13 protein-coding genes are annotated in these 14315 nt (G+C 71.1%); 6 read left to right on the top strand and 7 right to left on the bottom strand.

Annotated features, from left to right (window positions below):
- Positions 1-2: 2 nt before the first annotated feature.
- The 3 genes from ABH941_RS01585 to ABH941_RS01575 form a co-directional block, all read right to left on the bottom strand.
- Complete coding sequence (locus ABH941_RS01585) at positions 3-1016, bottom strand: amidohydrolase family protein (RefSeq protein WP_370126681.1); 1014 nt, start codon at positions 1014-1016, stop codon at positions 3-5.
- Positions 1013-2137 (bottom strand): FAD-dependent monooxygenase, encoded by a 1125-nt coding sequence (locus ABH941_RS01580; RefSeq protein WP_370126680.1) that lies wholly within the window; start codon positions 2135-2137, stop codon positions 1013-1015. The genes ABH941_RS01585 and ABH941_RS01580 overlap by 4 nt, the downstream gene beginning before the upstream one ends.
- Positions 2138-2203: 66 nt before the next feature.
- Entirely contained in the window at positions 2204-2500 is a 297-nt protein-coding gene (locus ABH941_RS01575) for an antibiotic biosynthesis monooxygenase (protein WP_133998383.1), read from the bottom strand.
- A 364-nt stretch (positions 2501-2864) separates the two neighbouring features.
- Between ABH941_RS01575 and ABH941_RS01570 the strand changes: the two genes are divergently transcribed.
- The 6 genes from ABH941_RS01570 to ABH941_RS01545 all read left to right on the top strand — a co-directional run bounded on the left by ABH941_RS01570 (position 2865) and on the right by ABH941_RS01545 (position 8541).
- Complete coding sequence (locus ABH941_RS01570) at positions 2865-3797, top strand: fumarylacetoacetate hydrolase family protein (protein WP_370127061.1); 933 nt, start codon at positions 2865-2867, stop codon at positions 3795-3797.
- Between the two features lie 13 nt (positions 3798-3810).
- Positions 3811-4746 carry a VOC family protein gene (locus ABH941_RS01565; RefSeq protein WP_370126679.1) on the top strand — a complete coding sequence of 312 codons (936 nt, stop codon included), beginning with the start codon at positions 3811-3813 and terminating at the stop codon, positions 4744-4746.
- A 47-nt stretch (positions 4747-4793) separates the two neighbouring features.
- A complete protein-coding gene (gene hisD / locus ABH941_RS01560) occupies positions 4794-6098 on the top strand; it encodes a histidinol dehydrogenase (protein ID WP_370126678.1) in 1305 nt (434 codons plus the stop codon).
- Complete coding sequence (locus ABH941_RS01555) at positions 6095-6883, top strand: SDR family NAD(P)-dependent oxidoreductase (RefSeq protein ID WP_370126677.1); 789 nt, start codon at positions 6095-6097, stop codon at positions 6881-6883. Before hisD ends, ABH941_RS01555 begins: the two co-directional genes overlap by 4 nt.
- Before the next feature lie 982 nt (positions 6884-7865).
- Positions 7866-8144: a type II toxin-antitoxin system Phd/YefM family antitoxin gene (locus ABH941_RS01550; RefSeq protein ID WP_370126676.1), complete on the top strand. Its 279-nt coding sequence runs from the start codon at positions 7866-7868 to the stop codon at positions 8142-8144.
- A complete protein-coding gene (locus tag ABH941_RS01545) occupies positions 8137-8541 on the top strand; it encodes a type II toxin-antitoxin system VapC family toxin (RefSeq protein ID WP_370126675.1) in 405 nt (134 codons plus the stop codon). The genes ABH941_RS01550 and ABH941_RS01545 overlap by 8 nt, the downstream gene beginning before the upstream one ends.
- Positions 8542-8615: 74 nt before the next feature.
- Here the strand turns inward: ABH941_RS01545 and ABH941_RS01540 are convergent, their stop codons facing one another.
- The 4 genes from ABH941_RS01540 to ABH941_RS01525 form a co-directional block, all read right to left on the bottom strand.
- The gene (locus ABH941_RS01540; RefSeq protein ID WP_370126674.1) at positions 8616-10544 is read right to left on the bottom strand and encodes a hypothetical protein; all 1929 of its coding nucleotides are present in this window, start codon (positions 10542-10544) and stop codon (positions 8616-8618) included.
- A 117-nt stretch (positions 10545-10661) separates the two neighbouring features.
- On the bottom strand, positions 10662-11687 hold the full coding sequence (locus ABH941_RS01535; RefSeq protein ID WP_370126673.1) for an ABC transporter permease: 1026 nt from the start codon (positions 11685-11687) through the stop codon (positions 10662-10664).
- On the bottom strand, positions 11684-12655 hold the full coding sequence (locus ABH941_RS01530; RefSeq protein ID WP_370126672.1) for an ABC transporter permease: 972 nt from the start codon (positions 12653-12655) through the stop codon (positions 11684-11686). The genes ABH941_RS01535 and ABH941_RS01530 overlap by 4 nt, the downstream gene beginning before the upstream one ends.
- Complete coding sequence (locus ABH941_RS01525) at positions 12652-14304, bottom strand: sugar ABC transporter ATP-binding protein (RefSeq protein WP_370126671.1); 1653 nt, start codon at positions 14302-14304, stop codon at positions 12652-12654. The genes ABH941_RS01530 and ABH941_RS01525 overlap by 4 nt, the downstream gene beginning before the upstream one ends.
- Positions 14305-14315 lie beyond the last annotated feature (11 nt).

Here is a 14315-nt window from a genome sequence, read left to right as displayed (position 1 = left end):
GGTCAGTCGCCTCTCTGCTGCAGGAGCCGGAGCGCGGTGCCCCCGGCGATGGCGGCGCGGACGTCGGCGGCGAGCCCGGCGGCGTCCAGCCGCTGGACCGGATCGCTGACGCCCATGTCGAAGGGATAGTCGGTGCCGAGCACGACCCGGTCCGGTCCGACGGCCTGCACCAACTGCCGCAGCGCGACCGGGGTGTAGACCAGGGCGTCGAACCACAGCCGGCGCAGGTAGGCGGACGGCGGTTCGGCGCAGCCGCGCGCGTCCGGACGGTGCTGCCAGGCGTGGTCCGAGCGGCCCAGGTAGGTGGGGAGGTAACCGCCGCCGTGAGCCACCACCAGGCGCAGGCCCGGGAAGCGATCCAGCACGCCGGTGAAGATCAGGTGCGACAGCGCCACGGTCGTCTCCACCGGCTGGCCCACCGTGTTGCCGAGGTAGCGGGTGGCCAGCCGCTCGCCCAGCGAGCAGCCCCAGGGATGGACGAAGACGATCGCCCCGGCTTCCTGCGCCGCCGCCCAGAACGGGTCGTGGGACGGGTCGGCGAGCTCCCGCCTCTCGACGGTGGTGGAGACGCTCACCCCGTGCAGCCCGTGCACGGCCAGAGCCCGGTGCAGGGTGGCCACGGCGAGGTCGACATGCTGGAGCGGGACGGTACCCAGGCCGCATAGCCGGTCCGGGGCCTCGGCGCAGTGGGCCGCGACGGCTCCGTTGACGGTCTCGGCGAGCCGGGACGCGAGGGCGGGTTCGGCCCAGTAGTGGTGCATCGGCATCGGCCCGACGACCTGGACGTCGACGCCCATCGCGTCGAGGTCGGTCAGTCGGCGTCGAACATCTGTCAGTTGCCCTTTGCGACTGGCCAGTTGATGCCGGTTCAGGGTCAGCGACTCGGCCGAGTGGGACCGCTGCTCCGCCATCAGCTCACGCGCAAGCCCATCCGTCCCGGCTACCAGCGCGTCGGCCTCGGGAACGGCGAGATGGCCGTGGAAGTCGACCACGCCGACGCCCGGCACGGCGGTCACGCTTCCGCCCTGAGGAACTCAAGCGTCTCGGACATGATCCGGGCCGGGTCGGCCCCCGGGGTCTCCGGGCGGATCTCCCATGCGGCCAGTTGCAGCGAGTTGTCCAGCACGGCGCGCACCCGCGGCATCCGGCGCTCCATGAACGCCTTCAGGATCTCCCCCAACTCGCCCTCTCCGGTGACCATTTCGGCCAGCACTACGGCATCCTCGGCGCACATCGCCGCGCCCTGCGCGATCAGCGGCGGGCAGGCGTGCGCCGCATCGCCGGCGATCATCACCCGGCCCCGGTACCAGGGCTCGTCCACCAGCACCGCCTCGATCCAGCGGTAGTCCACCGCGGTGTCCTCCGGCAGGCCGGCCACCACCCGCCCCCAGACGCCCCCGTAGCCGGCGCCACGCTCGCGCAGCAGAGTCAGCGGGGCGCGCGGGCCGATCAGGGCCGGGTCGAGGTTCTCGTCCAGCAGATAGGCGTAGCACTGGGTGTCCGAGATCGGCGAGTAGCCGGCCTTGTAGCGCGGACCGCCGTAGTAGACCTCGGCGCAGTCCATCTCCGGGGGCCGTTCGCCGACCACCCGGAAGATGCTCATGCCGACCGGATGCGGCCGGGTCTCGATCCCCAGCATGCCGCGGACCTGCGAATTCAGTCCGTCCGCACCCACGGCGAGGTCATAGCGCCCGCTGCTGCCGTCGGTGAACCGGACGTCCACATGGTCCTCGGCCTGCTCGAACCCGGTCACGCTCAGCCCCAGCCGCACGCTCACACCCGCCGCGTAGACGGCGTCGCAGAGTGCGTTCTGCAGATCCGCGCGCAGGGCGCCGACGGTGGAGGGAAGCTCGTCACCGCCGGTGTGCGGGGTCTCCAGCTCGACGATCAGGCCGCCGTCTGCCCGGCGCAGCCGCATCAGGTCAAAGGGCACCGCCTTGGCCAGCACCCGGTCCAGTACCCCGACGCTGCGGAGCGCCTTCAGCGCATTCCCTTGGACGGTGATGCCGTGGCCGACGCCGAACCACTGCGGCGAGATCTCCACCAGCTCCACCGCAACCCCGCGCTGGGCCAGAGCGAGCGCGAGCACACTACCGGTGATGCCGCCGCCGACGACGAGCACCTTCGAGACGGCCATAGGTATTCCTCAGGGTCAGTTCAGGAGTGGGACGGTCCAGCACGAACGGGTGGGGCGGTGCGCCGCTCAGCGCCGGACGCGGGTGGCGAAGTGCTGCACGGCGGGCGCCGCGGCGAAGTACGGTCCGACAGCCGCCCGCCACCGGGTGAAGCCCTCGGACTGCCGGAAGCCGACGGTGTGGGCCTCGACCGAGTCCCAGCCCACCAGCAGCAGCCAGGTGCCGGGGCGCTCCACTCCGCGCAGCAGCTCGGTCCAACGGCAGCCCTCGGCCTCGGCCAGCGCCTCGCGGCCCCGGGCGAAGGCCGCCTCGAACTCCTCGGCCTGTTCCGGCGCGACGGTCAACTCGGCATGTTCGACGAACACATCAGCTCCTCGGTGGTCTTCTCCCTCCGCCACCGACGGTGGCCGTGGGGGTTCGGGGGTCGCTCCCGGAGGGTTGGAGTCCTGGTGGGAACCCTGGCGTCGGCGTCGATCCAACGTCAACGGATGGAGCTATCGCCTCGCACAAGGTCTTCCATCCCGCAGAGCAATGCCCGCCCGATGCCAGGCATCACGGATGGGCATTTCCGCCGCCCGCCACAACTACCTAGCTTCCTTAGCAGAACCCCAGCACCGCCGAGGAGCCGCCGTGCCCGAGCCCACCCCGTCCGCCGTCCCGGCCACCGCCTCGCCCGCCGTCCCGGCCGCCGTTCCGGCCGCCGATGACGCCGTCGCCGGTCCCTTCGCGCTGGGGACCTTCTCCGGCTCCGGCGGGGGCCCGGCCTTCCCCGGCCTGCTGGTCGGCCCCCGGGTCCGCGACCTGACCCCACTGGGGCCCAGCACCTTCTCCCTGTTCGCCGACTGGGACGCGACGGTCACGCGGCTGGCCGAACTCGCCGACGATGCCTCCACCGGCACCTGGCACGACCTGGCCGACCTCCGCGTCCACGCCCCGATCGCCCCCGGCCAGATCCTGCAGAGCGGCGCCAACTACCGCCGCCACGTGGTGGACCTGGTCGCCGCCGAGAAGGAGAGCGTGCACGGCGCCACCCCGGAGGAGGCCCGCGCCGACGCCGAGCTGATGATGGACGAGCGGGCCCGCAACGGAGTCCCGTACCTCTTCCTCGGCAGCCCGCGCGCCGTCTGCGGTCCCCACGACGCCGTGGTGCTGCCGCCGCAGGGCGTCCAGCACGACTGGGAGCTGGAGCTGGCGCTGGTCATCGGCCGCGCGGGCCGCCATATCGACCGCCGGGACGCGATGGCCCATGTCGCCGCGTACACCATCTGCAATGACCTCACCACCCGCGACCGGCTCTACCGTCCGGACTTGAAGGCGATCGGCACCGACTGGTTCACCGCCAAGAACACCGACACCTTCCTGCCGACCGGCCCCTACCTGGTCCCCGCCGCATTCGTCGGCGACCCCGGCGACCTGCGGATCACCCTGCGCCACAACGGCGTCGTCCGGCAGGACGAGTCCACCAAGGACATGATCTTCGACATCCCCCGCCTCATCGAGTACGCCTCGGCGACCACCACCCTGCTCCCCGGCGACCTGCTGCTGACCGGCTCCCCGGCCGGCAACGGAGCGCACTGGGGCGTCTTCCTGCAGCCCGGGGACGTACTGGAGGGCTCCATCAGCGGCTTGGGGCAGCAGCACAACACCGTCACCGCCAGTTGAGGAGCGCTCCGAGATGACCTTCCAACCCATCACCCATCTGCGCCATGTCGACCTCGCCGTCCCGGACTTCGACCGGCAGCGGACCTTCTTCCGCGACACCTGGGGCCTCACCGAGGTGGCCGACGACAAGGGACTGGCCTTCTTCGCGGCCGAGGGCAGCCCCGAGCAGTACGTGGTCCGAGTCCGCCGCGACCAGCAGAAGCGCATGGATCTGGTCGCCTTCGGCGCGGGCAGCACCGCCGACGTGGACCGGCTGGCCACCGAGCTGATCGCGGCGGGCGTACAACTGGTGCGCGAGCCCGGCCTGATGGACACCCCCGGCGGCGGCTACGGCCTGCGTTTCTTCGACCCGGACGGACGGGTGGTCGAGGTCTCGGCGGACGTCGCCACCCGTGCCCACCGCAGGATCGAGGAGCGCGAGGCCGTCCCGGTCCGGCTCTCCCACTGCGTCGTCAACTCCCAGCAGCCGGAACTGCTCCGCGACTTCTACGCCCGCCACCTGGGGTTCCGGCTCACCGACACGCTGTACTCGACCCATATGGGCGACCTGATGTACTTCATGCGCTGCAGCAGGCTGCACCACAGCTTCGCCATCGCCCGCGGCCCGCATGTGTCGCTGCACCATGTCTCGTTCGAGATGCGCGGCGTCGAGGAGTACATGCGCGGCACCGGCCGCGCGCTGCGCGCCGGAACCCGGCTGACCTGGGGCCCCGGCCGCCACCTGGCCGGGGACAACACCTTCTCCTACTTCCACGACCCGCACGGCAACACCGTCGAGTACACCACCGAGCTGACCGTCCTGGACGAGGACCTGTGGCATCCGGGCCGGCACGACGTGGACGACCCGATCGTGCAGGACCAGTGGGGCACTGCCGACCCGATGAGCGAGTCGGTGGCCAAGGAGCAGTTCAACGACCCCGACGTGCTCTTCACCGCCCCGCCTGTCTGACTCACCGTCAATCTCATTGCCCCTGCCTCTCCTGAAAGGCCACCACCATGGCACAGACCGTTATCAAGCACGCCGTCTCCAAGGAGAGCGTCGCCGCCGACCTGGACGCGGTGCGCGCGACCGTCACCGGCGTGATAGCCGACATCCGCGAGCGCGGTGACGCGGCGGTCCGTGCGTACTCCGAGAAGTTCGACAACTGGTCCCCGGAGTCCTTCCGGCTCTCGGCCGAACAGGTTGCCGAGATCATCGCCACCGTCCCGGACCAGGTCATCGAGGACATCCGCTTCGTCCAGGACCAGGTGCGCGGCTTCGCGCAGCACCAGCTCGCCTCCATGGGCGAGTTCGAGGTGGAGACGCTGCCGGGCGTGCGGCTCGGCCAGAAGCACATCCCGGTGCAGGCCGCAGGCGCGTACATCCCCGGCGGCCGCTACCCGCTGACCGCCTCGGCGCACATGACCATCGTCACCGCCAAGGTCGCCGGGGTCCCGCGGGTGGTGGCCTGCACCCCTCCGATCCGCGGCGAGATCCCCGCCGCGACCGTGGCCGCGGCGCACCTGGCCGGCGCGGACGAGATCTGGCTGCTGGGCGGGGTGCAGGCGGTGGCCGCGATGGCCGTCGGCACCGACACCATGCAGCCGGTCAACCTGATCGCCGGCCCCGGCAACGCCTATGTCGCGGAGGCGAAGCGGCAGTTGTTCGGACAGATCGGCATCGACCTGTTCGCCGGGCCGACGGAGATCCTGGTCCTGGCGGACGACGAAGCCGACCCGTTCACCTGCGCGGTGGACCTGCTCTCCCAGGCCGAGCACGGCCCGGACTCCCCCGCCGTCCTGATCACCACCTCCCGGGAGATCGCGGAGGCGACCGTCGCCGAGGTGGAGCGGCTGCTCCCGAACCTGCCGACCAAGGACTTCGCCGCCCCAGCGTGGCGCGACCACGGCCAGGTCATCGTGGTGGACTCGATGGACGAGCTCTACGAGCTGGCGGACGCCTTCGCCTTTGAGCATGTGGAGGTACTGACCGCGAACCCGCGCGAGGCGCTGGAACGGATGACCCAGTACGGCGCGCTGTTCCTGGGCGAGGGCACCTGCGTGTCCTTCGGCGATAAGGTGATCGGCACCAACCACGTGCTGCCGACCAGGGGCGCGGCGCGGTACACGGGCGGGTTGTGGGTGGGCAAGTACCTGAAGACAGTCACCTACCAGGAGGTCACCAACCCCTCCTCGCAGGCCCTGCTGGGACGGCTGTGCGGGCGCGCGGCGAGGGTGGAGCTCTTCGAGGGCCACGCCCGCTCCGGCGACCTCCGCGCAGCCCAGGCCGCCGGCGACGCTCTCCCCTGGGCCGAGCTGTGAGCGCCGCTTCCACCCTGGCGGGCCGCACCGCGCTGGTCACCGGCGCGGGCGGCCCGCTCGGCCGCGCCTTCTCGCTGGCGCTGGCCGCCGCGGGGGTACGGGTCCTCCTGGTGGGCCGCAATCCGGTGACGCTGGCGGAGACCCTGGCCGAGGTCGACAAGGCGGACCGAGGCACAGGACGTATCGCGCTCGCCGACGTCTCCGACCCGGCCTCCGTAGCTGCCCTCGCCGACACCCTCCGCAACGACGAAAACGTCTCCATCCTGGTCAACAACGCGGGCATCGCCGGACCGGTCAAACCCCTCGTCGACGTCGAACCCGACGAGTGGGACGAGGTTTTCGCGGCCAACGTCCGAGGTGTCTATCTGCTCTGCCGGACGTTCCTGCCACCGATGCTGGCGGCGGGACGCGGCGACATCGTCAACGTCGCCTCCGTCAGCGGCAAGCGCCCGCTACTCAACCGCACCCCGTACACCGCCTCGAAGATGGCGCTACTCGGCCTCACCCGCACCCTCGCCGGCGAAGTCGGCCCCAGCGGAGTGGCCGTCAACTCCCTTTCCCCCGGCCCGATCCACGGCCCCCGCATGGCCCGCAACTTCCGCCTGGAAGCCGAACTCACCGGCACCACCCCGGAAGCCGCCGAACACGCCTTCGCCTCCCGCGCCGCCCTCGGCCGCCTCGTCGAGAACCACGAGGTCGCCACCGCACTCATCGCCATGCTCACCATGCCCGGCCTCTGCGGCGCCGACATCGACCTGTCGGCGGGCATGATCGCCCCGGCGTGAGGGGGCGGGTTGGGGGCGGGGAGCACCGTAGTCGCCGCAGCGGAATCCGTCCGCGACCGAGCCCCCTTCCAGCGCCCGACTCACCCATGCGCGCTCGCTCCCGCTGACCGTCCGTCGCCTCCGTGGGGCGCGATGGTCGGTCCCGGGCTGCGGTGGCTCGGCTCCGCCTCGCGGCAACCACGACGAGCGGGGCGGTCGGCGGGGCGTGCGTCGCTGGGTGCGCGCCGGCGCCGGGGCTGCAGAAACGTTTCTCCGAGCCGGATTGCCCGTGCTGGGGGGAGTTACAACCACGCTGGGGTGAATTACACCCATATATGGTTGCTACGGCACCCAGCGTGGTTGCAACTCCCCCCAGCAGCCCGCCAAACCGCTCGAATGGCCCACGGATGGGGTTGTTGGGGAAGTCCAGGCTCACCCTGGGGTAGATCCGACACGCTAAGCGAGCCCAGCACTCCCCAAGGCGAGGCTGGACTTCCCCAACCACCCGAACGGCGGGCGCGAAAGCCCCGCCCCGCGCCCCCGCCGCACGCTCCGCGCCGGACCGAGCCGCCCCCGGCCCCTGTCGCGCATGGGGTATCCCCTGCACGAAGTGCTTGGGGAGGAAGCCGCATCTTTCCGGGCGGAGCCCGGGAAACGGCGGCCGACTCGCCCCACCACACGCTGCCGTTGCAAGCGTGGGGCGCTCCCCACCACCACCGCGAAACGCTCCGCACCGGAGCAGCCCACCCCCGCCCCAGTTGCCGGCGCGAAGCGCCCTCTTTCCGGGCGGAGCCCGGGAGACGGTGGGCAAGGTCGCGGCACGGGCGTTGCCATTGCACGCGTGGGGCGCCACCCCGCCACGCAAAGGGCCCGGCTGCTGGCCGCAGGCCAGGCCCCGGACAACGTTCGCGCCCCGTGCGGCTTCCGTGGTGACGCCGTCCACCGTCACGCCCCTACCCCTGCTAATGTAGCCCAATGAGACACGGCGCGCTACACTGCGAGCATGAAGACCATCACTCAGCGTGATTTCCGCAACAACTCCGCCGCCGTCATGGACGCTGTCGAAGCGGGTGAGATCTACCACATCACCCGGAACGGCACGGAGGTCGCCGAGCTGCGCCCGATACACCGCAGGCGACGTCTGAGTGCGGAGGAGTTGGTGGCGCGGCACCGCAAGTTGCCGCGGGTGGACTACGCACGCATGCGTCAGGAAGCGGACGAGTTCTTCGGCACCGAGGAACGTGTCGGCGACGACGACCCGTGGGAGCGCAGCCGTGGCTGACCGTCACCCTTCCGGTGTCCTCGACACCTGCGCCTATATCGACCTCGACCTGCTCGATCCGGCAGTTCTGCCGGCCGTCCCTGAGCTCACGGCCGTCACGCTGGCCGAGCTGCAGCAGGGGGTGGCCATGGCCAAGGATCCAGTGAGTCGGGCGACGCGCATGGAAAAGCTCGGCGCAGCCGTCGCCGACTTCGATCCACTGCCGTTCGACGGCGACGCTGCGGCCCGCTACGGCACGCTGGTATCGCTCACCATCGCCGCGTGTCGTGACCCCCGCCCCCGCAAGATGGATCTCATGATCGCTGCCGTCGCCTCGGTGCGGGGACTTCCCCTGTTCACTCGCAATGCCGAGGACTTCAAAGGCTTGGAAAGCATGGTGACCGTCGTCGCAATCTGACCGGCCGCTCTGGACGGGGCCCGACTGCTGAGCACAGGTCGGGCCCCGTGGAACGTGTGCGCCTTGCGACTTCGCTACTGCGCCTCGACGACGATCGCGCCGCTGTAGCTGCTGCCGGCGGTGATGGCCGTGGCGACGCCGTCCACCGTCATGGTGACCTTGCGGCCGCCCGCGCCCGCCACGGCGGCGTCTGCCGCGAGGGTGAGCTTGGTGAGGTAGGACGTGCCGGTGACGGTCCAGCGGGAGCCGGTGGCGAGGGTGACGATGACGCCGTTGTTGACGGCGGCGGCGGTCGTGTTGGTGACCTCGCCGAGCTGCAGGTACTGGTCCGCGCCGATGGTGTCGACGTGGTGCTTGGTGGTGGTCGCCGATATGGTGCCCTCGACCTGGCTGCGGGTGAAGGTGAGCACCAGGTTGAGGCCGCCCCGCATGCCGTTGTAGAAGTCGCCCTTGAGTCGGATGTCGGTGAAGGACGCGACCGCGTCCGTGCTGTGGGCGGCAGTGGGGTCGAAGGTGGAGTCCTTGGTGGCGGCCGTCGTGGGCTCGTAGTAGATGCCGGTGTTGAGCAGCACGCCGTTGACCATCTGCGGGCCCGGGTCGTCGTTCTCCATGACCTGGACGATGATCCCGTTGCCCGGGTTGAGCTGTGCGCCGCCCGAGCCGTCCACGGTGATGGAGACCTGCTGGCCCTTGTCCAGGAAGGTCGAGGTACGCGAGTTGAGCACCGTGCCGCCGCTGATGTCGACGTTGCCGGCGCCGTGCCACATCACGCCGAAGCGCTTGGAGTTGATGACGGTGTTGCGCACCGGGATCGCCGCGAGCTCGCGGGCGCTGAGGCCCAGCTCCAGGCTGGTGTTGAGGGCGGCGACGGCCGCGCGGGTGCTGTCGGCGTAGTAGACCGTGCCACCGCGGTTGATGGTGGCGTACGTTGCCACGTCGAACCGGCAGCCGAGGAAGTTCTCGGTGGCGTTGCCGATGGCGTAGGAGCCGTAGCCGCCGGCGTCGCCGGTGTTGGCGACACGGCAGTTGATGGCGGTCAGGGTGCCGTTCTGGCCGTTGTCGGTGGAGAGGGCACCCCAGTTCTCCGACTCCACGGTGGAGTTGATGTACGAGGCACGGGTGGACGTGCCCAGCAGGTTGGTGGCCCGGACGTTGCCGCCGATGCTGAGCATCCAGGGCGCCGACTCCATCACCGAGGTGTCGACGGTGGACTGGTAGTCGGACGGCAGGACGCCGTCCTTGACCTGGATCGTCGAGTTCTTGACGATGACGTTGCTGCCGCCGTCGGCGATGACCGCGGTGCGCACCGCGCCGTGGTTGGAGATGGTGGCGTCCTCGACGACCAGCGTGGTCGAGGTGCCGGTGGCGACCAGCGCCGCGCCGTAGCCGACGAAGTCGCAGCGGCCGTTGCCGTCGAAGGCGATGCTGGGGCTGCGCAGGGTGTAGGAGCCGCCCGCGACGTAGACGCCGTTGTATGCCTCGCCGGTGGAGGCCAACCGGATGTTCCGGGCGTAGGCGTCGGTGACCTGGCCGCCGACCACGCCGGCCAGCACGGACTTGGTCCGGGAGACGCCGTCGGCGTCCACGTACAGGGCCTGGCGGAACGGGAAGGTGAGGCTGCCGAAGGCGACCGGGTTGGCCAGGGCCACGGTGAGGACGACGTCGCCGCGGTAGACGCCGGGCTGGATCTTGGTGATGGTTCCGCCGGTCGCGGTCAGCAGCTGCCCGGTCTCCACGCCGTCCACGGTCAGCGACAGGTTGTAGCCGTCCGGGGCGGCCAGCGAGCCGCCGGAGGCGATGGTGAGGCGGCTGAGCCTGGTCGTGGTGGAGACGGTCAGGGACTCGCCGGCCCCGACGGTCAGCTCGCGACCGCTCGTGCCGGTCACCGCGCTCGGGGCGGCGACGGCGGTGACCGGGTTGAGCAGCAGCGCGCCTGCTGCCGCCGATCCGGCGACGATGATCGATCGTCGCGATACCCGGCTGGTGCGGGTGGAGAAGGTCATGAACAACTCCTTTGTCGTCCGTACCGGCGCAGCACGAAATGACTGGCCGGCGCCGTCGGTTATGACGGCAGGTCAGTTGTCCAGGTGCGGGTACCTGGAAGTTCGGGTGATGAGGTGTCAGATGCGGTCGCGCAGGCGGCGCTCGCGCCCGTACAGGCCGACCACGGCGAGGATCAGTCCGCCGGTGACCATCTGCTGTTCGGCGGAGGGCAGTTGGGCGGCGCTGAGCAGCAGCGCGACCACGGACAGCACCAGCGCGCCGAGGACGGTGCGCCAGTAGTCGCCGCGTCCGCCGAACATGGTGCCGCCGACGATCACCGCGGCCAGGGACTGGAACAGGTAGGGGTCGCCGACGGTGACGTTGCCCGATCCCGAGTACCCGGCCAGCAGGATGCCGACGCAGGTCGCCAGCACCGCGCTGGCGACATAGGCGCAGATCCAGGTCCTGCTGACGCGGACCAGGGCCAGCTTGGCGGCCCGCTGGTTCACCCCGGTGAGGTAGAGGTTGCGTCCGGCCCTGGTCCGGGTCAGCACCAGGCCGATGACCAGCGCGACCAGCGCCCAGATCAGCACCACCGGGGGGATGGCGAGCCCGAAGGTGCTGCCGTTGGCGGCGGTGAGGTCGCCGAGCCAGGCGGGGGTGACCCCGGTGGCGGCGCCGTTGATCCACTTGAGCAGCAGCCCGGAGACCAGTGCGCTCACGCCCAGTGTGACGATCAGCGGTTCGACCTTGAACCGGTGCGAGAGCAGCCCGTTGACCAGTCCGCCGGCCGCTCCCACGGCCAGGGCGACCGCAGCCGCGGCCGGCACCGACCAGTGATAGGTGCCGCACAGTTCGGCGATGATCACGTCCCCGGCGGAGATGAAGGCGGCGATGGAGAAGTCGATGCCGCCGACCAGCACCACGATGGTCTGTCCGGCGCCGGCCAGTCCGAGCAGCGAGGCGTTGATCAGGATCGCGTACAGCACCCGGTGCGAGCCGAAGCCGTCGACGGTGCCGAGCCCGTACGCGTACAGCGCGACCAGGGCGGCGATCTGCAGCAGCGGAAAGCGGCGCTGCCAGTCCGAGAGCTGTGCGAGCAGCGGGGCCCGACTCTCGGCGGCTTCCGGGACGGCGGTGTCGGTCAGCGCGGTGTCGCTCATGCGGCCCTCCGGCGGGTGTTGGTCAGCACCGCTCCGACGACCACGGCGAAGAGCAGCAGCGCCCCGTAGATCGCGGTGGACCACAGGGTGGACACATTGACTTCATTGAGCAGGTTGTTGATCAGGTAGATGCTCCCCGCGCCCAGCAGCGACCCCACCAGGGAGCCGCGTCCGCCGCTCAGCGCCGTGCCGCCGAGCGCCACCGAGGCGATGGCGAGCAAGGTGTACTGGGTGGCCATGCTGGCGGCGCCCTCGCTGATCAGGGACATCAGGGCCAGCCCGGCGACCGCCGCGTAGAGCCCGCCGAGGGCGTAGGCCGCTATCCGCACCACCGGGACGTTCATCCCGGCGGAGTAGGCCGTCGCGTCGTCGCCGCCCACCGCGTAGAGAGCCTTGATGAAGGGCGTGCGGGCGAGCAGCGCCCAGATCAGCAGGGGCGCGCCGATGGTCAGCAGCGCGCCGGGGACCGGGCCGAAGGAACCCGCCAGGTCCTTGGTCCACCAGGTGCTGCCGGTGGGGACCGAGCCGCCCTGGACCTGGGTGGCCAGGCCGCCGATGACGATGTTGGCGCACAAGGTGGCCACCACCGGCTGGAAGCGCAGGACCGCGACCATGAAGCCGTTGAGCGCGCCGATGGCGGCGCCGATGGCCAGGCAGATCGGCACCACGACGAACGGTGAGGTCAGCCCGTTGGGCAGCAGGTCGGCGACGATGACGATGTTGACCAGGGTCAGCGCCGGGCCGATGGAGATGTCGATCCCGCCGCCCCCGGAGAGGATCGCCGGGGTGCTGGCCATCGCCGCGCAGGCCAGCGGGGCGAAGGAGGCCAGTACGGTGGGCCAGTTGGAGACGGCGGCGAAGGCCGGCTGCACCGCGATGTCGATCACCAGCAGGGTGACCGTGAGCAGTGCGGCGAAGGCGTACGGACGCCGGGCGAGCAGGGCCCGGAAGGAGGCGAGGGCGGTCATGCGGCACCGTCCGGTGTGAGTGCGGAGGAGGCGGAGCTGCCGTCAGGGCCATCGAGGGCGCTCTCGGCGGCGCTGCCGTCAGGGCCGTCGAGGGCGCCGTCGGCGACGGTCCGGCCGAAGAAGGCGGCGACCAGCGACTGCCTGGTCAGTTCGGACCGGGTCAGGGTCGCCGACAGCGCGCCCTCGCGGAAGACCAGGACCCGGTCCATCAGCTCGATGTGCTCGTCGACCTCGGTCGACAGCATGACCACCGCGACGCCACGGGCCGTCAGTTCGGCCAGCAGCGCGTAGATGTCGCGCTTGGCGCCGATGTCGACACCACGGGTGGGGTCGTTGAGCAGCAGCACCTGCGGATCGCGGGCCAGCCAGCGGGCGATCACCACCTTCTGCTGGTTTCCGCCGGACAGGGTGGTGATCGGGTCGGACCCCCGGCCCATCCGGATCTTCAGCGCGCTCCGGTAGGGGGCGAACCGGGCCTGCGCGGCCCTGCGCGAGAGCAGTCCGGAGCGGCGGTCCTGACGCAGCGTCGCCGCGCTGAAGTTCTCCCGCACGGACATGGTCCCGAACAGCGCCTCGGCCCTGCGGTCGCGCGGAACGTAGCCGATGCCGGCGGCCGCGGCCTGCCGCTCGGAGCGGATCGGCGTCTCCGCGTCGGCCACGGTGCGGAGCACCGAGCCCTCGCCCGGGGGTCCCTCCCAGAGGGCCCTGATGAAGGCGTCCTGTCCATGGCCCTCCAGACCGGCCAGGCCGACCACCTCCCCGGCCCGCAGCTCGAAGTCGACCGGCTCGGCACCGGGGTGCAGCCGCACCCCATGGGCCCGCAGCAGCACCGGCGCGCCCGGGTCGAGCTGCCGTTCGGCGACGTCGGCCGCGACCGATCCGCCGAGGTGCTCCGAGCCGGTCATCAGCCGCACCAGCTCGGCCGTGGTTGCCTGGGCCGCGTCCAGGCTGACCACGGACTCGCCGGAGCGCAGCACCGACACCCGGTCGGCGATGGCGTCCACCTCGTCCATCCGGTGCGAGACGAACAGCACGGACATGCCGTCCGCCTTGCGTCGGGCGATGGCCTGGAACAGCCGGTCCCGGGTGGCGACGTCCAGGGCGCTGGTGGCCTCGTCCAGGATCAGCACCCTGGGGTCGCGCACCAGGGCGCGGGCGATTCCGCAGGCCTGGCGGTCGCTGAGGGACAGCTGCTCGACCGGGGTGTCCAGGTCGGGCACCTGCTCCAGCAGCTCCCCCAGCAGCGCGGACGCCAGGCTGCGCTTGTCGGCCTCGGCGACCCTGCGCCGGAAGACCCCGTCCGCGCCGAGCCAGACGTTCTCCAGCACCGAGCGCGGTCCGACCACCAGGACCTCCTGGTAGACGGCCATCACTCCGGCCTTGATCGCCGCCGCCGGACCGCCGAAGCGGACCGCCCGACCGCCGACCGTGAGGGTGCCGGAGTCCGGGGTGTGCACGCCGGTGAGGATCTTCACCAGAGTGCTCTTCCCCGAGCCGTTCTCCCCCATCAGCGCATGCACCTCACCGGCCGGCAGCCGGAGCGAGCAGGACCGCAAGGCCCTGGTCGCCCCGAATGCCTTGGCGAGTCCGACGGCTTCCAGCACCGCCTCGCGCTCCGGCCGGCCCCCCGCCTGGCTCTGCTCGTTCAACGCACCACTCC

Origin of the sequence: Streptacidiphilus sp. EB103A (assembly GCF_041261405.1) — a bacterium.
Lineage (GTDB): Bacteria > Actinomycetota > Actinomycetes > Streptomycetales > Streptomycetaceae > Streptacidiphilus.
Note: the sequence above shows the minus strand (reverse complement) of the source record. Positions and strands in the feature narration are given on the sequence as shown.

What these genes read in the sequence shown, in the direction of transcription:
- ABH941_RS01580 (WP_370126680.1), bottom strand. Translation starts at nt 2,137, where the DNA reads ATGGCCGTCTCGAAGGTGCTCGTCGTCGGCGGCGGCATCACCGGTAGT.
- ABH941_RS01565 (WP_370126679.1), top strand. Translation starts at nt 3,811, where the DNA reads ATGACCTTCCAACCCATCACCCATCTGCGCCATGTCGACCTCGCCGTC.
- hisD (WP_370126678.1), top strand. Translation starts at nt 4,794, where the DNA reads ATGGCACAGACCGTTATCAAGCACGCCGTCTCCAAGGAGAGCGTCGCC.
- ABH941_RS01550 (WP_370126676.1), top strand. Translation starts at nt 7,866, where the DNA reads ATGAAGACCATCACTCAGCGTGATTTCCGCAACAACTCCGCCGCCGTC.
- ABH941_RS01540 (WP_370126674.1), bottom strand. Translation starts at nt 10,544, where the DNA reads ATGACCTTCTCCACCCGCACCAGCCGGGTATCGCGACGATCGATCATC.
- ABH941_RS01535 (WP_370126673.1), bottom strand. Translation starts at nt 11,687, where the DNA reads ATGAGCGACACCGCGCTGACCGACACCGCCGTCCCGGAAGCCGCCGAG.
- ABH941_RS01530 (WP_370126672.1), bottom strand. Translation starts at nt 12,655, where the DNA reads ATGACCGCCCTCGCCTCCTTCCGGGCCCTGCTCGCCCGGCGTCCGTAC.